The organism is Caulobacter rhizosphaerae (assembly GCF_010977555.1).
Lineage (GTDB): Bacteria > Pseudomonadota > Alphaproteobacteria > Caulobacterales > Caulobacteraceae > Caulobacter > Caulobacter rhizosphaerae.
In genome coordinates this window covers 1510706-1529696 of record NZ_CP048815.1, presented here as the reverse complement: position 1 = coordinate 1529696, position 18991 = coordinate 1510706, and the positions used below count along the sequence as shown (strand labels likewise).

The following is an 18991-nucleotide window of genomic DNA, read 5'->3' as shown; positions in this document are numbered from 1 at the left end:
TGACGAAAGGAGGCCGTCCGGAGCGATCCGGGCGGCCTTTTTCTTTTGATCCTCCCCCGCAGGGGAAGCCCCATGGCGAACTATTCCTTCACCCCGTCCCACAGCGCCTTCGCCGCCCCGACGAACGCCTTGGCCGCGGCGCTGTCTGGCGCGCGCAGCACCACGGGGGTCCCCGCGTCCCCCGCCTCGCGCACGGCGATCTCGATCGGGACCTGGGCCAGGACCGGCACCCCCAGCGCCTTGGCCTCCGCCACCCCGCCCCCGGCCCCGAAGATCGGGATCGGGGCGCCCGTGGCCGGGTCGGCGAAGAAGGCCATGTTCTCGATCAGGCCCAGTATCGGCGTGGCGGTCTTGCCGAACATCGCCGCGGCCCGGCGGGCGTCGATCAGGGCGATCTCCTGGGGCGTGGTCACCAGCACCGCGCCGTCGATCCGCAGCTTCTGGACCAGGGTCAGCTGGATGTCGCCGGTGCCGGGCGGCAGGTCGACGACCAGCACGTCCATCGGCGCGGCCTCCGAGCCCCAGGCCACGTCGTGGATCATCTGGCGCACGGCCGACGACGCCATGGGACCGCGCCAGATCATCGCCTTGCCCTCGTCGACCAGGAAACCGATCGACATCAGCCTGATCCCATGGGCCTCCAGCGGTTGCAGCTTGCCGTCCTCGAAGCTGGGCTCGCCGTCGACGCCCATCATCCGCGGGGCCGAGGGCCCGTAGACGTCGGCGTCCAGCAGCCCGACCCGCAAGCCTAGGGCGGCGAAGGCGCAGGCCAGGTTGGTGGCCACGGTCGACTTGCCCACCCCGCCCTTGCCCGAGGCGACGGCGATCACGTGCTTCACATGGGCCGGCTTCTCGGCCTCCGGCGGCGGGACCAGCCTGGCCTGGCCGTCTTCGGAAACCTTGGCGCCCTTGCGCACCCGCGTCGCGCCCTCGGCGGCCTGGGCGGTCAGCACCACCTGGGCGACGTCGACGCCCGGCAAGCCGGCCAGCACCTTCTCGGCCGCCTCACGCACCGGGGCGTAGGTCGCCGCCTGGGACGCCGGGACCTCCAGCATGAAACCGGCGCGACCGGCGCGGACCACCAGGCCCTGCACCAGACCGGCCGCCACCAGGCCTTCGCCGGAGACCGGATCGACGATCAGGTCCAGCGCCGCGCGGGCGTCGTCGAGGGTGGCGGGGGAAGCTGCGGTCACGGGATTGTCTTGCCTTGTTCTGCGGGGGCTTTCATATCCGCGTGCGGGGGTCGTTTTACAACCCCGCCCTTCGTTGTGACGGAAGACCAAGCCGCCCATGCCCTGGAACGACAACGCCGGCCCCGGACCCTGGGGATCCCCGCCGCCGAACGACGGCAAGAAGGACGCGGATCGTAACCGGGGCGAAGAGCCGCGTCCGAGCGGTCCCGGCGGTCCGCCGCCGCCCATCGACGTCAACGCCCTGCTCGAACGGCTGTCCGACCGGATGCGCCAGGTCCTCGGCGGCCCGCGCCGGTCCCGCGCGCTCGCCATCTCGGCGGCGGTGGCTGTCGGCCTATGGGCGATGTCCGGATCGTACGTGGTGCAGCCCGACGAGCAAGCCGTGGTCACGACCTTCGGCGCCTATTCGCGCACCGCTTCGCCCGGCCTGCGCTATCACCTGCCCTTCCCGATCGAACAGGTCGAGAAGGTCTCGGTCACCTCGCTCCAGCGCATCGACGTGGGCGGCGTTCCCACCGCGCCCCTGCCCGACGAAAGCTTGATGCTGACCGGCGACGAGAACATCGTCGATCTCAGCTTCTCGGTTCAGTACCGCATCTCCGACCCGGCCAAGTACCTGTTCAACCTTCGTGACCCCGACGCGGCGATCAAGGCCGTGGCCGAGAGCGCGATGCGCGAGGTGATCGGCAAGACCGCCCTCCAGCCCATCCTGACGACCGCCCGCGGCCAGGTGCAGGACCAAGCGGGCAGCCTGACCCAGGCCATTCTCGACCGCTATCAGGCCGGCGTGTTCATCGACGGCGTGCAAATCCGCGCCGCCAACCCGCCGCCACCGGTGATCGCCGCCTTCCAGGACGTCACCGCCGCCGGCCAGAACGCCGAGTCAAACGCCAACATCGCCCGCGGCGAAGCCGCCAAGGTCGTGCAGGCCGCGCGCGGCTACAGCGCCCAGGTGGTCCGTGAAGCCTCGGGCGAGGCCGCTCGCTTCAACCAGGTCTATGACCAGTACAAGCTGGCCCCGGCCGTCACCCGCGAACGCCTCTACATCGAGACCATGGAGCGCGTGCTGGCCCGGTCGAACAAGGTGGTGGTCGACAGCAAGGGCGCCAGCGCCCCGATCATTCTGCCCCCCGACGCCTTCCGCCCGCGCACCTCGACCGCTCGAGTCACCTCTTCCACGCCGGCGGGAGCCAACTGATGACCGATCGTCGCCTGTTCGCCGGAGCCGCCTTGGCCATCGGCGCCCTGATCCTTCTCTCCCAGACCGTCTATCAACTGGACCAGCGCCAGCAGGCGCTGATCGTCCGTTTCGGCGATCCGATCCGCGAGGTCGAGTCGCCCGGCCTGCACCTGAAGACGCCCTTCGTCGAAAACGTCGTGCGGTTCGATAATCGCAGCATCGCGCTCAACGTCGACCAAGAGGAGATCATGGCGTCGAACGCCCAGCGCCTGGTGGTCGACGCCTTCGTCCGCTATCGCGTCACCGACCCGCGCCAATTCTACCGCACCCTGCGCGACGAACGCACCGCCGCCGACCGCCTGACCCGCCTAGTCAACTCATCGCTGCGTCAGGAACTGGGCCGGGCCTCGTCCGAGGAGATCGTCTCCGGCGGTCGCGCCGCCCTTACCAAGCGGACTCGCGACGACATGGTCCGCCGCGCCGCGACCTCGAACCTGGGCGTACAGGTCATCGATGTGCGCATCAAGCGCGCCGACCTGCCCGAGGCCAACCAGCAGGCGGTCTTCGAACGCATGCGCACCGCACGTCAACGCGAAGCCGCCGAACTGCGGGCCAAGGGCGAGCAACAGCGGCTGGAAATCATCGCGACGGGGACTGAGGAAGCCGAGAAGATCCGCGGCCAGGCCGATGCCCAGCGCGCCCAGTTGTTCGCCGAAAGCTTCGGCCGCGACCCGGGTTTCGCCGCCTTCTATCGCTCGATGTCGGCCTACGAGAAGGCGCTGGGCCAGGGCGACACCACCCTGGTGCTGTCGCCCGACAGCGCGTTCTTCAAATATTTCGAGAAGGGTCCGGCGGGCTGACCTGATCCTTCTCCCCCTTGCGGGAGAAGGAAGTCCCGGCTGGACGGCTCTAAGCCGCCGCCTTCAGCAGGTCCATGACCACGTGCAGGCTCTCCGCGATGTGCACGCACTTGTCGTGCATCTCTTCATTCGGATCGAGAATGTCCGGCACCATGATCGTCATCATCCCCGCCGCGTGGGCCGCGCGGACGCCCGGGTGGGAATCCTCCAAGGCCAGGCACAGGGTCGGGTGCACGTTCAGCCGGCGGGCGGCTTCCAGATACGGGTCAGGATGCGGCTTGTGGCGGACGACGTCGGCGTTGGCGACCACCGCGTGGAAACGTTTGACCAGGTCGAAGCGGCCTAGATAGCGGTCGACGGCTTGGCGGCTGTTGGAGGTGGCGATGGCGCGCGGGACGCCCAGGGAGTCCAGGTAGTCGAGGATCTCCATCACCCCGGTCTTCAGCCGCACCTCGGCCTCAAGGATCGCCTCAACGTCGGCCCAGGTGCGGGCGAAATAGTCCTCGACCGGGAAGCCGGCGCCGTAGAGCTCTCGCAGCATCATCCCGCATTCCGGGTTGGTCTTGCCGACCATCGAGCGGTAGGTGGCGGCCGTGAAGTCGACGCCAAACGCCTGGCCCGCCTCGATCATCGCCGCCTGGTAGACGGTCTCGGTGTCCAGCAGCAGCCCGTCCATGTCGAACACCACCGCCCGAATCTCTTCCGGAAAGGGGACGCCGCGTGGGAAGGTCACGAGGCGAACTCCGCGGCGGTGTAGCCCTGGAAGTAGAGCAAGGCGGTGAGGTCTGCGTGGTCGACCTTGGCGTGGGCCTGGGCCGCGACGATCGGCTTGGCGCGGTAGGCGACGCCCAGGCCCGCGGCCTCGATCATCGCTAGATCGTTGGCGCCGTCGCCCACGGCCAGGGCGTCGGCGGGGATCAGTCCCAGCGCCGCGGTCTCCTCCCGCAGGGCCGCCAGCTTGGCCTCCTTGCCCAGGATCGGATCGCCGACCGTGCCAGTCAGGAGGCCGCCCGCCTCGATCAAGGTGTTGGCGCGGTTCAGGTGGAAACCGGCGGCGTCGGCGACGCGCGAGGTGAAGAAGGTGAAGCCCCCCGAGACCAGGGCGCAGCGAGCGCCGTGGGCCGCCATGGTCCGCACCAGGGTCCGCGCCCCGGGATTGAGCTTCACGCGGTCGTCGTAGCAGGCCTGCAGGGCGTCAACCGACAGGCCCTTGAGCATGCCGACCCGCTCGCGCAGCGCGCCCTCGAAGGCCAATTCGCCGCGCATCGCCCGTTCGGTGATCTCCGACACCTTGTCCTTGACCCCGGCGAAGTCGGCCAGTTCGTCCAGGCACTCCACATTGATGATCGTGGAGTCCATGTCGGCGATCAGCAGCCGCTTGCGGCGGTTCTCGACCGGCTGGACGGCGAAGTCGACCGGCAGGGCGCCGACGGCGGCCTTCACCGCCTGGTGCGTCTCGACCGGCGGCGAGTCGGCCAGCAGGTCCAGCGCGCCCTCCCCCAGCGGAATATCCGACGTGATCGCCACGGCGGCGCGCACGACGGCGGCGGCCTGCGCGAGGGCGGCAGGGTCGGGCGAGACGAGTGTGATCGCGAGCATGACGGGGCGGCTATTGGAGGAAGCCGCCCGCGTCAACCTTCAAGCGTTCCGAAGGCTCAGGATTGGGGCGCGGCCACCGACATGCAACGGCTGAACACCGCCATGGCCTGGTCCTTGCCGCCGCCGTCCTGGTTGATCTTGGCCGACAGCGCGGCCACGCCTCGGCGGTACAGCGTCGAGGGCGTCGAGCCCTGGGCCACGCCCTCCGCATAGGCCTTGTCCAGCACCTGGCCGCCGCTGACGCCCAGCAGCTTGAACATCGGGACCATCGCCGCCCCGGCGCTGTTGCCCTGCGAGAACTTCGCCGCCAGTTGCGGATTGCGCTGCAGCACTTCGTCGATGGTCACCAGCATCACGCCGCAGCCCAGGCGTTCGTCCAGGGTGGCGGGCCCTTCGGCTTGAGGCGCCGTCTCGGCGGTCGCCTGGGCTGGCGTGGTGCGATCGCCCGATGCGGCCAGGGCCGAAGACGCGGTCAAGACAAGAACGCCGGCCAGGATGGCGCCGAAGGTGGTTTTCATGGTTTGTCCCCGATAACGCGAACCCCTCGAGACCGGAAAAGGACTCGACCCGAGATTGCCTGATACAAAGATCGTCCTTATCGCCGGGCCAACCGCCAGCGGCAAGTCCGCCCTGGCCCTGAAACTGGCGCGCGAGACCGGCGGCGAGATCGTCAACGCCGATTCCATGCAGATCTATGCCGGCCTGCGGATGCTGACGGCCGGACCGTCGCCCGACGAGCTGGCCCAGGCGCCGCACCACCTGTTCGGCGTCGCCGACGCCGCCGACGGTTGGTCGGTCGGGCGCTGGCTGGCGGCGGCGACTCACGCCTTGGCGGAGATCGCGGCGCGCGGCCGTCCTGCCATCTTGGTCGGCGGCACGGGCCTCTATTTCCGCGCCCTGACCCACGGCTTGGCCGACGTGCCGCCGGTGCCTGAAAGCCAGCGCGAGATCTCGGCCCTGCTCTACGCGGCCCAGGGCGAGCCCGAATTCCGCGACGTGCTGGCCACGCTCGACCCTCAGGCCGAGGCCCGTATCGAGGTCGGCGACCGCCAACGCCTGGTCCGGGCCCACGCCGTGGCTGTGGCCACCGGCAAGTCGCTGACCGCCTGGCAGACCGACACCCGACCGGCCCTGGCGGCGGGGAGCTGGCGGGGCGTCGTGCTGGAGCCGCCGCGCGCCGAGCTCTACGAGCGCTGCGACACCCGCCTGGGCCTGATGGTTGAGCACGGCGCCCTGGACGAGGTGGCGGCCATGGAAGCGCGCGGCCTGGACCCGTCCCTGCCCGCCCTCAAGGCCGTCGGCTACCGCGAACTGGCCGCTCATCTGCGGGGCGAGACGAGCCTGGACGAGGCGCTGGAAGCCGCGCGGCAGGAGACGCGGCGCTACGCCAAGCGGCAGATGACCTGGTTCAGGAACCAGACGCCGGATTGGGAGAGGGTGGTTCCATGAAATACGCGCTGACGCTCTTCGCCTTGGCCGGCCTCACCGCTTGCGCCACGCCGGATCCCGTCGAGCAGCCCAGCTACGCGCAGCTGGGCATGGTCGTCGATAGAGACTCCAAAGGAGGATTGCTCTTCAGTCTTGGCTTGCCCGAACCGCTCAACGGCGAGCGCGTCCGGCTCTATGCGCCCGCATGGCTTTCCGACCCTGCGCTTGGCGAACCGCTCGCCCAATGACCTTCAAGGCCGCCGACGTCGGGATCGTCACGATGATCGACGGCGGTGTCATCAAGGGCCCCGCTGCGCAAAGCCGGGAAATGGCGGCGACGTTCGACCGGCTGATCGCCGAACGCGGCCTGCGGGTGACGTCTGAGGAGACAGCCTGCGCCAAGTCGCTGATGGATCAGATCGCTTTCAGCGAAGATGCAAACTAGGGAACATCCATGACCGAACTCGCCCGCCTCGCCGCCGCCGTCGCCGCTCGCCTGACTGAGCGGGGTGAAACCGTCGCCGTGGCCGAATCCTCGACCGGCGGCCTGATTTCGGCGGCCCTGCTGGCCGTGTCCGGCGCGTCGAAGTTCTATGTCGGCGGCGCGGTGGTCTACACGGCCCGCGCCCGGCTTACCCTGCTAGACATCCCGCAGAAGGCCATGGACGGCCTGCGCTCGGCCAGCGAGCCCTACGCCGTGCTGCTGGCCCGGGTGGCCGGCAAGAACCTGAAGGCGACCTGGGGACTCTCGGAAACCGGGGCGGCCGGGCCGGACGGCAACCGCTATGGCGACGCGGCGGGTCACAGCTGCGCCGCCGTAGTCGGGCCGGACACCGAGGTCAGTCTTACCGTCGAGACGGGCCTGGACGACCGCGAGACGAACATGCGGCGCTTCGCTGAGCACGCCCTTGCCCTGCTCCTGGAACGCTTGGGTTGAATTTCGCCTGACGGAACGCCGTTGCGCCGGCGCAACGGGTCGTTTCTTGCGTCAAAGCGCGCCTTGACGCCCTTGGGCGAGCATGGCATTCCCCAATCATCCATTTGGAGCAACACTCGTGCGCAACACCATGATCGTACTTATGGAGCGGCCGTTCACGGCGTGACCTCGAAGTCACGCTGATAGATCGGTCGCGCGCACAAAGGTCCTTCGGGGCCTTTTTTCTTTTCCGCTTCCCCGCTTCCCGCCGCCTCGCTTCCCAACCCCAGGGATCACCGCCATGACCGCCCACCAGACCATCGAGAGCTCGGCCGCCGTCGACACCGCCTCCCGCGCCATGACCGGCGCGGAGATCGTGGTCCGCGGCCTGGTGGACCAGGGCGTCGAGGTGCTGTTCGGCTATCCGGGCGGCGCGGTCCTGCCGATCTACGACGCGCTGTTCCACGAATCGCGCCTGCAGCACATCCTGGTTCGCCACGAGCAGGGCGCGACCCACGCCGCCGAGGGCTACGCCCGCAGTTCGGGCAAGCCGGGCGTCGTGCTGGTCACCTCGGGCCCGGGGGCGACCAACGCCATCACCGGCATCATGGACGCCCTGATGGACTCGATCCCGATGGTCGTCATCACCGGCCAGGTCCCCACCCACCTGATCGGCACCGACGCCTTCCAGGAAGCCGACACGGTCGGCATGACCCGCTCGTGCACAAAGCACAATTACCTGGTGAAGGACGTCCGCGACCTGCCGCAGATCATCCATGAGGCCTTCAAGATCGCCACCACCGGCCGGCCCGGCCCGGTGCTGATCGACATCCCCAAGGACGTCCAGTTCGCCAAGGGCGAATATTACGGCCCGACCGAAGTCGCCTCGACCCACGCCTACAATCCGCGGGTCAAGGGCGACCAGAACCGGATCGCCGAAGCCGCCCGACTGATCGCCGGCGCTCGCCGACCGATCTTCTACACCGGGGGCGGCGTCATCAACGCCGGTCCCAAGGCGGCCGAAGCCTTGCGGGAGTTCGCGGCCCTGACCGGCGCGCCGGTCACCTCGACCCTGATGGGCCTGGGCGCCTTCCCGGCCGCCGACCCGGCGTGGCTGGGCATGCTGGGCATGCACGGCACGTTCGAGGCCAACAACGCCATGCACGACTGCGACGTGATGATCTGCGTCGGCGCCCGCTTCGACGACCGGGTCACCGGCCGGCTCGACGCCTTCTCGCCGGGCAGCAAGAAGATCCACATCGACATCGACGCCTCGTCGATCAACAAGAACGTCCGCGTCGACCTGCCGATCGTCGGCGACGCCGGCAGCGTGCTCGAGGACCTGATCGCCGCCTGGAAGGCCGCCGGCCACCAGGCCAACAAGGCCGCCCTGACCGACTGGTGGGCCCAGATCGACCAGTGGCGCGCCCGCCAGTGCCTGAACTACCGGCGCTCCGACACGGTCATCAAGCCGCAGTACGCCATCGAGCGCCTGTACGCCCTGACCCGTGACAAGGACGTCTACATCACGACGGAAGTCGGCCAGCACCAGATGTGGGCGGCCCAGTTCTTCCGGTTCGAGGAGCCCAACCGCTGGATGACCTCCGGCGGCCTGGGCACCATGGGCTACGGCCTGCCCGCCGCCCTGGGCGTGCAACTGGCCCATCCGGGCGCCCTGGTCGTCGACATCGCCGGCGAGGCCTCGATCCAGATGTGCATCCAGGAGCTGTCGACGGCGATCCAGTTCAACCTGCCGGTCAAGATCTTCATCCTGAACAACGAATGGATGGGCATGGTCCGCCAGTGGCAGCAGCTGCTGCATGGCGAGCGCTACAGCCACTCCTATTCCGACAGCCTGCCCGACTTCGTGAAGCTGGCCGAGGCCTATGGCGCGGTCGGCATCCGCTGCTCGGACCCGGCCGAGCTGGACGGCAAGATCCTGGAGATGATCAACAGCGACAAGGTCGTGGTCTTCGACTGCCGCGTCGAGAAGCACGAGAATTGCCTGCCGATGATCCCCTCGGGTAAGGCCCACAACGAGATGATCATGGGCGACGTCGAGGACATCGGCAACGTGATCGGAGCGGCGGGCGCGGGACTGGTCTAACGCACTGCGTCCTTCGAGGCCCTCCTGCGGAGAGCGCCTCAGGATGAGGAATTCAGTAAGGTCGCGGTTTTTCTGCTTTCGTGTCGTCCACATCCTTCCTCATCCTGAGGTGCGAACCTGAAAGGTTCGCCTCGACGGACGCAGGGCCGATGTACGATCTCAACAGCGCATGGGTTTACATGCTCCAGTGCCGCGACGGTTCATACTATGTCGGCTCTCATCGAGGACCGGATGTAGAGGTGCGCGTCGCTCAGCATCAAGAGGGTCGCCGCGGCGAGTACACAGCCTGTCGGCTTCCCGTGAAGCTCGTATGGTGTCAGCCCTTCCAATACATCGTCGACGCTATCGACACCGAGCGTCGGATCAAAGGTTGGTCCCGCGCCAAGAAAGAAGCGATGATGCGCGGCGATTGGGATGCACTACCGTCCCTGTCGCGTCGTCGCAGCGGCAAACCCAAACAACAAGAGCACAGAGTCAGAGCGCCCTAGATGACCGACCTCCAACCCGCCTCCGCCTACGACATGGCCCCGAACGAACAGGTCGAGCAGACCGCGACCTTCGCCCTGCTGGTCGACAACGAGCCGGGGGTGCTGCACCGGGTGGTCGGACTGTTCGCCGCCCGCGGCTACAACATCGAGAGCCTCACCGTCGCCGAGACCGACCGCAAGGCCCACACCAGCCGGATCACCGTGGTCACCCGCGGCACCCGTCACGTGCTCGACCAGATCGAGGCCCAACTGCACAAGGTGGTTAGCGTCCGCCGCGTGCACGACGTGACCCGCGATCCCAACGGCGTCGAACGCGAGCTGGCGCTGGTCAAGGTGCGCGGCCAGGGCGTCGACCGCGTCGAGGCCCTGCGCATCGCCGAGATCTTCCGCGCCAAGCCGGTGGACACCACCCTGGAAAGCTTCGTGTTCGAGATCTCGGGCGCGCCGTCGAAGATCGACAAGTTCCTGGACCTGATGCGGCCGCTGGGCCTGGTGGAACTGTCGCGCACCGGCGTGCTTTCCATCGAGCGGGGTGTTGAAGGAATGTAGCCATGACGGGCGCGATGCTTCTGGCCGGCCTGCTGACGGGGTTCGCCCTGGTCGGCCAGCAGCCCGCCGCCCAGGCTCCGCCCGCCCCGCCGCCCGATCCTGCCGTTTGGTGGTCGCCCGAGATTCCCAAGCCGCCCCCGGAGCAGGACCCGTTTCAGGGCCGCCGCCTGCGCAAGGGCGAGCAACTGGTTCCGATCGACAACGGCGTCGATCCCCTGCTCTACCGGCTCTGGGGCCTGCAGCCCCTGCAGAGCCAGCTGATCAAGCCCGGCGAACTGGTGCTGGAGGTCTGGGCTCGCCCGGCCACGGGCGTGCGCCAGGCGGTGGTTCGGGTGACCGTGCGCCGCGACGGCCGCGCCTTCGTCCAGGCTCGCGCCGGCCTGGGCTGCTGTACGCCGGAGATCGGCCGCCGCGTGGACATCGATGCCGAGCTCGCCACCCAGCAGATCCCGCCGCTGAAAGCCCTGGTCGGCGCGCCGATGTGGAGCCAACCGCGGTCGGTGATCGTCGACTATGGCGGCGGGGCCGTGGAGCCGGTGTGCCTGGAGGGCGTCTCGTGGGACGTCACCCTGCTGGTCCCCGGCCAGGCCCGCCACCTGCGCCGAGCCTGTGACGACGCCGAGGTGGGCTCCATCGCGCCGGCCCTGGCCGCGGCGCTGTCGGCGGCCTCGGGCCGCGACGCTCGTTTCGACGCGGTGTTCGCGCGCGGCGGCGACTTCTCGCGCCAGCAGCGGGCCTACGAGGCGCTGATCGCCTCGGGCGGTCAGTTGAAGCCCGGCGAGAACAACCGCCCTCAGCCACCGGCGGCGCCGTTGCCGCCGGAAGACCCGCCAACCGTAAACACTCGCCCATAGGGACGAGATCAATCTTCGATTGTGGCGCTCGCGGCGCGATGCAAGAGTGAGCGCTCCAGGAGGAGTCCACCATGCGCCCGTCAAAAACCTTTAAGATTCTGGCCCTGTCGGTCGTCGCCGCTTCGGCCCTGGCCGCCGGCGTCGCTTTCGCCCTGCCCACCCACGAGGTCGAGACCTACTACTATTCCGACGCCTCCCACACCGAGGAGGTCGGACACACATTGCTCGCCTGCAACGGTCACTTCTTCTCGAACGGCGTGCAGACGGCGTATGCGGACGTCACCTCCACGCCCTGCGATTAAGCTTCCGACAGACCACTGCGGTTATGACCTCAGTGGTCCGCCGTTCCGCCGAAGCTAGCCGACCTTCAGTACGTTGAAGCGGTAGAGCAGCGCGCCCAGCACGGCGCCGATCGCCGGGGCGACGAAGAACAGCCACAGCTGCGCCACGGCCTGGCCGCCGACGAGGATGGCCGGGCCGAAGCTGCGGGCGGGGTTGACCGAGACGCCGGTCACCTGGATGCCGACGATGTGGATCACCGCCAGGGCGATGCCGATGCCCAGCCCCGCGAAGCCTGGGGCGGCGTCGGTGCCGGTCGAGCCCAGGATGACGATCACGAACAGGGCGGTCATCACCACCTCGAACGCGAAGGCGGCCTCGACCCCGAAGCCGCCGCCGTAGCCCGTGCCCCAGCCGTTCTGGCCCAGGCCGTGCGCCGTGCCGCCGGCGATCAGCAGCAGCACCGCCGCCCCCGCCGTCGCTCCGACGAACTGGGCGATCCAGTACAGCCCCATCTCCTTGGCGCTCATCCGCCCGGCCACGAAGGCCGCCAGGCTGACCGCCGGGTTGACGTGGCAGCCCGACACCGGACCGATGCCGTAGGCCATCGCCACGATCGCAAACCCGAACGCCAAGGCTATGCCAAGTTGTCCGACATGGTCGCCGCCCAGCACGGCCGCACCGCAACCGAACAACACAAGAGCAAACGTGCCGATGAACTCGGCAACAATTTTTGACATTTCGCGATCTCCCGCTCCGCGCCCGCACTTCACCTTGAAGACAAGCGGTACAACCTTGTCTCTATTTGGCGAGTCCTGGAATAGGGGAAATGCGCTGGCGATCGGCGGGCGACCGACGGGCGTCAGGTCTCCAGCAGCATGTCGGGCCGGCCTCTCAGGCGGGCCGCGTCGCGCAGGGGCGGAGCGCCGAACAGCCGCGCGTATTCGCGGCTGAACTGCGAGGGACTGTCGTAGCCCACCGCGTGGCCGGCCGAACCGGCGTCCAGCCGCTGGGCCAAGATCAGCTTGCGCGCCTCCTGCAGGCGGATCTGCTTCTGGTACTGCAGCGGGCTGAGCGCCGTGACCGCCTTGAAGTGGCGATGCAGGGCCGAAGGGCTCATCCGCGCCTCGGCCGCCAGTTCCTCGATGCTGAAGGGCTGGTTGAAGTGCTGGGTGATCCAGCCGATGGCGCGCTTGACCTGGCGCATGCGGCCGTCGGCGCGGGCGATCTGGGCCAGGCGCGGCCCCTGGTCGCCCAGCAGCATGCGGTAGAGGATCTCGCGCTCGATCAGCGGGGCCAGCACGGCGGCGTCACGCGGCGTGTCGATCAGCCGGACCATCCGCATCACCGCGTCCAGCAGGGGCGGATTGACCTGGCTGACGGCCATGGCTCCGACCAGCGGCCCTGCGTCCTGGGCCAGCGCCGGCTCGCCGCCCAGCTGCAGCAGGAGGTCGCCGATCACCGCCGGGTCCAGCGTCATCCGGAAGGACAGGTACGGCGCCTCCGGCGAGGCTTCGACCACCTGGCCGATCACGGGCAGGTCAACCGAGGCGACCACATAGTTCAGCGCGTCGTAGACCAGGACCGATCCGCCGCTGAGCACCTGCTTGCGTCCCTGGGCCACCACGCAGACCGCGGCGCCGAACACCCCGTGGGTCGGCTCGCTGGGCTGGCTGGCGCGATGCAGGGAGGCCTTTTCGCAGACCTTGTGATCGCCGTCCGTAGGCGCGTATCGTTCAATCAGAGCGGCGAGTTCGCCCGGCTCGACCATCGACATTTCCTTTTGCTGATGGCGCTTGCCCTACACCCGGCGCGGGGGGCCGTCACCTCCGCCAGACATGATGTGCAGGATCGTGCAATCAAGGAGCAGCATCGGTCTATCGCGAACGACGATCCATGGGTCATGGTGGGGATGTCCCGCCCCCGCCGCCATCGCCGCCCCTTCCCGAGCTCTCGGCCACAGCCGTCGGCCCAGGACCGGACGACGCGGCGGCCGTCCGCCCCCGAGGATGTCATGACCCGCTACACGCCCCGCCGGCCCCAGGCCGCGCCTCGGTGGTTCGTCGCCGCCTGGCTGACCGCCACCGCCCTCTTCACCGCCGCCTCCGCCCTCAGCGGCGCCGCCTGGGGAGCTGTCCATTGACCGGCCGCCGCGTCTCCGGCGTCTGGGCCAGCGCCGACGGAGGCGTCAGCCTGGAACTGCGCCCCGACGGCCGCTTCGACGAGCGCCACGACGGAGAACTGGTGTTCGCCGGTCATTACGAGCTGATCGGCGACGACATCCGGCTGTTCGAGGACGGCGGCGGCCAGCTGTCGGGCCGCCTGACCGAGGGCCGGCTGAGCCTGGCGCCGCCGCCACGTCCTGCGCCCCACCCTCGTCAATGGCGGCGTCGCTCTTCCCATGGCGAGCCTCACCCCCTATATTGAGGGCGTTCGGGTTCGCCCGGACTATGGGGATAAACGCGCACGTAATAAGCGGACTGGACCCGGGTGCGATTCCCGGCGGCTCCACCAAAACCTCCCGAGTTATCACGGGACTTCATGGGGCCGATCAGCATCGACAGACGTGTAAAGGTGTATGCTTTCTCTCGGCGTGGCTCACCGTATCGGGCCGCTAAACTAACTGCGAACGATAACTTCGCTGAAGAGTTCGCCATCGCCGCGTAATGCGGTGCGGGTGATCTCGCCTCTTAAGTCCTAGGGGTTCAGATCCCTAGGCGGGGCCCGGAGGGAGCCTGCCAACAGAATCCCTCCACTTTCCACGACATCGCCAAGGCTCCCTCCTCTTCCTTGCTGAAGGATGCGGGAGCCTGCCAACAGAATCCCTCCACTTTCCACGACATCGCCGAGGCTCCCTCCTCCAGCAGCAGGGAAAGCCGTCGGGCCAATTGTAAAATTCCCCTACTCCCCCACCTTCTCGCCGCCCCTGCGACACGCTACTCTGCGCGCTTCGTTCCAGTTCCCGCCTTACGATGGACCGCATGGCCCAGACCAATCCGCCTGAAGACCTGATGCAGTACGAGGCGATGGCCCAGGACGCCCTGCGCGGCGTCGTCAAGGCCGCGCTGAAGAAGGCCGCCGCGCCCGGCGGCCTGCCCGAGCCGCACCATCTGTACATCACCTTCAAGACCCAGGCGGCGGGCGTGTCGGGCCCCCAGGACCTGCTGGGCAAGTATCCCGACGAGATGACCATCATCCTGCAGCACCAGTATTGGGACCTGGCGCCGGGCGAGACTTTCTTCTCGGTCACCCTGAAGTTCGGCGGCCAGCCCAAGCGGCTGTCGATCCCTTATGCCGCGGTGACCCGGTTCTACGACCCGTCAGTGCAGTTCGCCCTGCAGTTCGAGGCGCCCGAGATCGCGCCGCAGGAGCCCGAGCCGGAGCCGGAACCCGAGGTCGCCGCCGCCACCGAAGGCGGCGAGGAAGCGCCCAAGATCATTTCCCTCGACCAGTTCCGCAAGAAGTAGCCGGGTGAGCGACATCGCCCCGAACGATGTGGCTTTCGATGCGCCGCAGAGCCTGACGGACGAGGCGATCCTGGCGCGTTTTCACACGTCCAAGAACCCGCCGGGCAGCGCCCGCACGCTGGGCTTCCACATGCTGTCGGTCAACCAGGCCGAACGCCGGGTCGAGATCGCCTTTGCGCCCTCGGTCGAGGCGGTCGGCAATCCCATGGGCCAGGTCCAGGGCGGCTTCGTCTGCGCCATGCTGGACGAGTGCATGTCGGTGGCGGGCATGATCGCCTCGGGCATGACGTCCGTCGTTCCGACGCTCGAGATGAAGACCAGCTTCCTGCGTCCGGCCCTGCCCGGCCCGCTCAAGGGTGTCGGCTGGGTGGTCAAGCAGGGCAGGACGGTCTGTTTCCTGGAGGGCGAACTCTACGATCCGGAAGGCCGGCTGCTGGCCCGGGCCAGCGCTACCGCGATCCCGACGCCGTTCTCGAAGTTCAAGACGTAACGGGATCATGCGGCGGTTCGCGAGCCTGATCCTGGGTTTGCTGCTGACGTCGCTGCTGGCCGCCGCGCCGGCTCGAGCCGACACCCCGTCGTTCTCCAACTGGGCCGTCGTCGTGGTTGCCGGCGACTGGCGCGCCCATTCGGGCGGCCCCACGGAGGCTTTCGACAACGCCCGCCGCGACGTGAGCGCGACCCTGCTCGGCCTTGGATTTTCTCCCGACGCCATCCGTCAATATTCGATGCGTCCCAGGCGCTATCCCGCCCCCAAGCCCCGCAAGACTGACCTGGGCGCCATCCACGCTGACCTGCGCGACCTGGCGACCAAGCGCACGGCCGGATGCCTGGTCTATCTCACCAGCCACGGCGCGCCCGAGGGGGCGCTGCTGGGGGAGGACATCCTTCCGCCCAGCCTGCTGGCGGCCATGGTCGACGACGCCTGCCCGGCCCGCCCGTCGATCATCGTGGTCTCGGCCTGCTTTTCGGGGGTGTTCGTCAAGCCGCTGCAGCGCGAAGACCGGATGATCCTGACCGCGGCGCGGCCCGACCGCACGTCGTTCGGCTGCAGCGAGGACGACAAGTACCCCTATTTCGACGACTGCTTGCTGTCGTCGGCCCCCGCCGCCCACGACTTCGCGGTCTTGGGCCGGGCGGTGCAGGCTTGCGTGGCGCGGCGGGAGCGCGACACCGGCGCCGAACCGGCCTCGGAGCCGCAGCTGTGGATCGGCGCGGGCCTGAGGCCGCTGCTGCCGCTCTACGCCTTTCCGCCACGCGCTCCCATCAAGCCCGCCGCTTCGCCAAAACGACGCTGACCGGCCAGGCGTCCACGGGAAAGACGCCCGGGCAGGACCACATCCCCTTGATCCCCGCCCGGGGCGCCCTAGAAGTCTGATCACTCTTAGTTTTCCAGAAGCCGGCGAGGTCTTGTTCGTGACGCTGCGTCTTTCGTTCAGGGCTGTTGTTTCGGCGGCGATCATCGGGTGCGGCCTGTTCGGCGCGACGATCGCTGAAACCCAGGACGTCGCCCGCACGGCGCGTCCCCCCGCGGGGACGACCGCCACCCTGCCCTCGGCGCCGATCCCCTACACCTCGACGGTTCGACGCCGCCGCCCGCCGCGGCCGCAACCCGCCGCTCCGGCCACGGCCCGGACCGCCGCGACGCCCGAGCCCGCCGCCGCGAGGCCGGCGCCCGCGACGAGCACGCTGGCCGCGCCGCCCGCAGCGACGGGTGAGACCGCAGCGCCCTCTCCGGTCCTGGCCAGCCCCGCCACGCCGCTGCCTGCCGCCGACCTGGAAGCCTATGTCGACGGCGTCGTCCGCGACCGCATGGCCCGCGACCACATCGCCGGCGTGACCGTCGCCGTGGTCCAGAACGGCCAGGTGGTGCTGAAGAAGGGCTATGGCGTCGCCAGCCTGAGAGACCGCCGCCAGGTCGATCCCGACACCACGCTGTTCCGCGTCGGCTCGATCTCCAAGACCTTCACCTGGATCGCCCTGATGAACGAGGTCGAGGCCGGGCGCATGCGCCTGGACGCCCCGATCAACGTCTACCTGCCCGAGAAGCTGCAGCTGAAGGACCAAGGCAAGAAGACCCCGGTGCGGCTGCGCGACCTGATGACCCACACCGCCGGGTTCGAGGACCGGGCCCTGGGCCAGTTGTTCGAGCGCGACCCCCGTCGCGAACGGCCCCTGGAACTGTACCTGCGCCAGGAGCGCCCCAACCGCGTGCGCGAGCCGGGCCTGCTGCCGGCCTATTCCAACTATGGCGTCGGCCTGGCGGGGGAGGCCCTGGCCAACGTGACCGGCCAGCCGTTCGAGAAGGTGATCGCCGACCAGGTGATCCTGCCCGCCGGCCTGACCCACACGACCTTCCGCGAGAACCGCCCGTGGCGGGACGATCTGCCCGCCCCGATGGCGCCGGCCCTGGCGGCCGGCCTGTCGGACGGCTTCCGCTGGACCCCGCTGGGCTTCCAGACCGAAGCGCCCGAGTTCATCGGCCACATCGCCCCCGCCGGCGCCGCCTCCAGCACGGCTGGCGACATGGCCCGCTACATGACCCTGCTGCTGAACGGCGGGACGATCGATGGCAGGACGATCTTCTCGCCCCGGACCAGCGCGATGTTCCGCACGCCGATGTACCGCCCGGCCGAGGGCGCCCCGGGCTGGAACGCCGGCTTCATGGACATCCCCCTGCCCGGCGGCCGCCGCGGCTTCGGCCACGCCGGCGCGACCCTGTGGTTCCACTCCAACCTAGTCATGGTCCCCGAACTGGGCCTGGGCGTGTTCGTGGCGGTCAACACCGACACCGGCGCCGACCTGCCCGCCAGCCTGCCCTCGACGATCATCGAGCGCTTCTACGCCCCGCGCCCTGAGATCCCCGCCGCCAGCAAGATCACCCGCGACGAGGCCCGCGCCTATGAGGGCCAGTTCCTGACCACCCGGCGCGCCTATGGCGGACTGGAAGGCTTCATCGACCGCTTGATCGGCCAGGCGACCGTACGGGCCGCGCCGGACGGCCGTCTGACCCTGACGATCGACGGCCAGTCCAGCCAATGGACCGCCACCGACCAGCCCGACACGTTCGCGCCCGCCAGCGGCGCGGGCCTGCTGGTGTTCCAGCGCGAGGACGGCAAGGTGGCGCGGTTCTTCTCGCCCACCGGCGGCGCGGCGTTCGAGCGCATCGACTTCCCCCACCAGCGCAGCCTGTTGACCACCTTCGCCGTCCTGGCCGCCCTGGCCGCCCTGGCGACCCTGGTCGGCGTGGCCACCCGCGACCGCCGCGAGGCGCGCCAGACCCCGACCCAGGCCCGAGCCAGCCTGCTGCAAACCATCCAGGCGATCCTCTGGCTGGTCGCCCTCGTCGGCGTGGGCGTGTTCGCCAGCGGCGCCGACGACATGGCCCGGGCGTTCTATGGCTGGCCCAGCGGCTGGCTGCTCAGCGCCTCGGCCTGCGCCTTCGTGGCCACCCTGCTGACCATCGCCACCCTGGCCATGCTGCCGGTGGTGTGGCGAGGCGGCCGGCGGGTCGACAGCTGGACCGCGCTGCGCAAGCTGGCCTTCAGCTGCACCACGCTGATCTTCCTGGGCTTCGCCCTGCTGCTGGCGGCCTGGGGCTTCCTGGAGTTCTGGAACGCCTAGAGCGAAGACGGGGACAGGCCATGGGCCTGTTCTCAGCCGCTCCTCAGTCTTCCAGCGTCGCCCGCAGGAAACGCGATTCCAGCCGGCGCACCACGATGACGATCCGTTCGCGCTCTGCCGGCCGGCGCTCGACCAGCAGCCGGGCCACCTGGGCGTCGTCGTGGAAGGCGTAGCCCTTGATCGCGTCCAGCAGGGCCTTGGCCAAGTTGTCCAGGTCCATCCACGGCGGCTCGCCGACGAACTCCATGCCGATCTCGACCGAGAACTCGCCCCAGGTCGGACGCGCCCCGCGCCAGACCTTGCGGAAGAACTCGTAAATCAGCGGCTTGTAGTACTTGGCCTGGGTGGTGAGGCCGTCGACCACCAGGGTCAGTTCGCCGTCGGCCTCGCGGGCCCGGACCTTGCCGTGGTGGATCCAGCCGTCACTCTCACCCAAAGGAGGCATCG

Annotated in this window: 25 protein-coding genes and 1 other RNA gene; 19 read left to right on the top strand and 7 right to left on the bottom strand. The window is 69.0% G+C overall.

Translation table 11 applies throughout. The features are described from left to right. Nucleotides 1–80: 80 nt before the first annotated feature. Nucleotides 81–1193, bottom strand: a complete 1113-nt coding sequence (locus G3M57_RS07210; protein WP_163229685.1) for an Mrp/NBP35 family ATP-binding protein — start codon at nucleotides 1191–1193, stop codon at nucleotides 81–83. Nucleotides 1194–1290: 97 nt separating this feature from the next. Here G3M57_RS07210 and hflK point away from each other — a divergent pair, with 97 nt between their 5' ends. Then, nucleotides 1291–2391 carry an FtsH protease activity modulator HflK gene (gene hflK, locus G3M57_RS07205; RefSeq protein WP_056761845.1) on the top strand — a complete coding sequence of 367 codons (1101 nt, stop codon included), beginning with the start codon at nucleotides 1291–1293 and terminating at the stop codon, nucleotides 2389–2391. Then, nucleotides 2391–3233, top strand: coding sequence for a protease modulator HflC (hflC, locus tag G3M57_RS07200; RefSeq protein WP_056761847.1), 843 nt, complete (start codon nucleotides 2391–2393; stop codon nucleotides 3231–3233). Before hflK ends, hflC begins: the two co-directional genes overlap by 1 nt. Before the next feature lie 49 nt (nucleotides 3234–3282). Here hflC and G3M57_RS07195 read toward each other — a convergent pair whose 3' ends face one another. From G3M57_RS07195 to G3M57_RS07185, 3 genes are read right to left on the bottom strand one after another with little or no spacing between them, the layout of a single operon-like run. Beyond that, complete coding sequence (locus G3M57_RS07195) at nucleotides 3283–3930, bottom strand: HAD family hydrolase (protein WP_255355541.1); 648 nt, start codon at nucleotides 3928–3930, stop codon at nucleotides 3283–3285. Nucleotides 3931–3962: 32 nt separating this feature from the next. Continuing rightward, nucleotides 3963–4832 (bottom strand): phosphoserine phosphatase SerB, encoded by an 870-nt coding sequence (gene serB, locus G3M57_RS07190; RefSeq protein ID WP_163229683.1) that lies wholly within the window; start codon nucleotides 4830–4832, stop codon nucleotides 3963–3965. Between the two features lie 56 nt (nucleotides 4833–4888). Continuing rightward, complete coding sequence (locus G3M57_RS07185; protein WP_163229682.1) at nucleotides 4889–5350, bottom strand: hypothetical protein; 462 nt, start codon at nucleotides 5348–5350, stop codon at nucleotides 4889–4891. Nucleotides 5351–5405: 55 nt separating this feature from the next. Between G3M57_RS07185 and miaA the strand changes: the two genes are divergently transcribed. From miaA to G3M57_RS07140, 10 genes are all read left to right on the top strand, one after another. Continuing rightward, the gene (gene miaA, locus G3M57_RS07180) at nucleotides 5406–6281 is read left to right on the top strand and encodes a tRNA (adenosine(37)-N6)-dimethylallyltransferase MiaA (protein ID WP_163229680.1); all 876 of its coding nucleotides are present in this window, start codon (nucleotides 5406–5408) and stop codon (nucleotides 6279–6281) included. Next, nucleotides 6278–6508: a hypothetical protein gene (locus G3M57_RS07175; RefSeq protein WP_163229678.1), complete on the top strand. Its 231-nt coding sequence runs from the start codon at nucleotides 6278–6280 to the stop codon at nucleotides 6506–6508. Before miaA ends, G3M57_RS07175 begins: the two co-directional genes overlap by 4 nt. Beyond that, nucleotides 6505–6705 carry a hypothetical protein gene (locus G3M57_RS07170; protein ID WP_163229676.1) on the top strand — a complete coding sequence of 67 codons (201 nt, stop codon included), beginning with the start codon at nucleotides 6505–6507 and terminating at the stop codon, nucleotides 6703–6705. The genes G3M57_RS07175 and G3M57_RS07170 overlap by 4 nt, the downstream gene beginning before the upstream one ends. A gap of 9 nt (nucleotides 6706–6714) precedes the next feature. After that, nucleotides 6715–7197 carry a CinA family protein gene (locus tag G3M57_RS07165; RefSeq protein ID WP_056761855.1) on the top strand — a complete coding sequence of 161 codons (483 nt, stop codon included), beginning with the start codon at nucleotides 6715–6717 and terminating at the stop codon, nucleotides 7195–7197. A 118-nt stretch (nucleotides 7198–7315) separates the two neighbouring features. Then, a complete protein-coding gene (locus tag G3M57_RS27915) occupies nucleotides 7316–7363 on the top strand; it encodes a hypothetical protein (protein ID WP_369744215.1) in 48 nt (15 codons plus the stop codon). Between the two features lie 114 nt (nucleotides 7364–7477). Beyond that, nucleotides 7478–9283 (top strand): acetolactate synthase 3 large subunit, encoded by a 1806-nt coding sequence (locus tag G3M57_RS07160; protein ID WP_056761857.1) that lies wholly within the window; start codon nucleotides 7478–7480, stop codon nucleotides 9281–9283. 149 nt (nucleotides 9284–9432) lie between these two features. After that, nucleotides 9433–9771, top strand: coding sequence for a GIY-YIG nuclease family protein (locus G3M57_RS07155; protein WP_082564764.1), 339 nt, complete (start codon nucleotides 9433–9435; stop codon nucleotides 9769–9771). Then, entirely contained in the window at nucleotides 9772–10320 is a 549-nt protein-coding gene (gene ilvN / locus G3M57_RS07150) for an acetolactate synthase small subunit (RefSeq protein WP_056761859.1), read from the top strand. 2 nt (nucleotides 10321–10322) lie between these two features. After that, nucleotides 10323–11174, top strand: coding sequence for a hypothetical protein (locus G3M57_RS07145; RefSeq protein ID WP_163229674.1), 852 nt, complete (start codon nucleotides 10323–10325; stop codon nucleotides 11172–11174). Nucleotides 11175–11245: 71 nt separating this feature from the next. Continuing rightward, nucleotides 11246–11476, top strand: a complete 231-nt coding sequence (locus tag G3M57_RS07140; protein ID WP_056761862.1) for a DUF6289 family protein — start codon at nucleotides 11246–11248, stop codon at nucleotides 11474–11476. 54 nt (nucleotides 11477–11530) lie between these two features. Here the strand turns inward: G3M57_RS07140 and G3M57_RS07135 are convergent, their stop codons facing one another. Together G3M57_RS07135 and G3M57_RS07130 are read right to left on the bottom strand one after the other, a co-directional pair. Further along, nucleotides 11531–12193 carry an aquaporin gene (locus G3M57_RS07135; protein WP_056761864.1) on the bottom strand — a complete coding sequence of 221 codons (663 nt, stop codon included), beginning with the start codon at nucleotides 12191–12193 and terminating at the stop codon, nucleotides 11531–11533. Between the two features lie 122 nt (nucleotides 12194–12315). Then, complete coding sequence (locus G3M57_RS07130) at nucleotides 12316–13224, bottom strand: AraC family transcriptional regulator (RefSeq protein WP_056762111.1); 909 nt, start codon at nucleotides 13222–13224, stop codon at nucleotides 12316–12318. 243 nt (nucleotides 13225–13467) lie between these two features. Here G3M57_RS07130 and G3M57_RS27720 point away from each other — a divergent pair, with 243 nt between their 5' ends. The 7 genes from G3M57_RS27720 to G3M57_RS07100 all read left to right on the top strand — a co-directional run bounded on the left by G3M57_RS27720 (nucleotide 13468) and on the right by G3M57_RS07100 (nucleotide 18544). Further along, nucleotides 13468–13596: a hypothetical protein gene (locus G3M57_RS27720; RefSeq protein ID WP_255355536.1), complete on the top strand. Its 129-nt coding sequence runs from the start codon at nucleotides 13468–13470 to the stop codon at nucleotides 13594–13596. Then, nucleotides 13593–13880, top strand: a complete 288-nt coding sequence (locus G3M57_RS07125) for an Atu4866 domain-containing protein (RefSeq protein ID WP_163229673.1) — start codon at nucleotides 13593–13595, stop codon at nucleotides 13878–13880. Before G3M57_RS27720 ends, G3M57_RS07125 begins: the two co-directional genes overlap by 4 nt. Then, nucleotides 13846–14210, top strand: a transfer-messenger RNA (tmRNA) gene (gene ssrA / locus G3M57_RS07120). Before G3M57_RS07125 ends, ssrA begins: the two co-directional genes overlap by 35 nt. Nucleotides 14211–14434: 224 nt before the next feature. Beyond that, the gene (locus G3M57_RS07115) at nucleotides 14435–14920 is read left to right on the top strand and encodes an SspB family protein (protein ID WP_056761869.1); all 486 of its coding nucleotides are present in this window, start codon (nucleotides 14435–14437) and stop codon (nucleotides 14918–14920) included. 4 nt (nucleotides 14921–14924) lie between these two features. After that, complete coding sequence (locus G3M57_RS07110) at nucleotides 14925–15410, top strand: PaaI family thioesterase (protein WP_163229671.1); 486 nt, start codon at nucleotides 14925–14927, stop codon at nucleotides 15408–15410. 7 nt (nucleotides 15411–15417) lie between these two features. Then, the gene (locus G3M57_RS07105) at nucleotides 15418–16218 is read left to right on the top strand and encodes a C13 family peptidase (protein ID WP_163229669.1); all 801 of its coding nucleotides are present in this window, start codon (nucleotides 15418–15420) and stop codon (nucleotides 16216–16218) included. A gap of 118 nt (nucleotides 16219–16336) precedes the next feature. Beyond that, nucleotides 16337–18544, top strand: coding sequence for a serine hydrolase domain-containing protein (locus G3M57_RS07100; protein WP_163229667.1), 2208 nt, complete (start codon nucleotides 16337–16339; stop codon nucleotides 18542–18544). A 43-nt stretch (nucleotides 18545–18587) separates the two neighbouring features. On the opposite strand, the gene G3M57_RS07095 is transcribed toward G3M57_RS07100, so the two are convergent. Beyond that, on the bottom strand, nucleotides 18588–18989 hold the full coding sequence (locus tag G3M57_RS07095; RefSeq protein WP_056761874.1) for a RusA family crossover junction endodeoxyribonuclease: 402 nt from the start codon (nucleotides 18987–18989) through the stop codon (nucleotides 18588–18590). Nucleotides 18990–18991 lie beyond the last annotated feature (2 nt).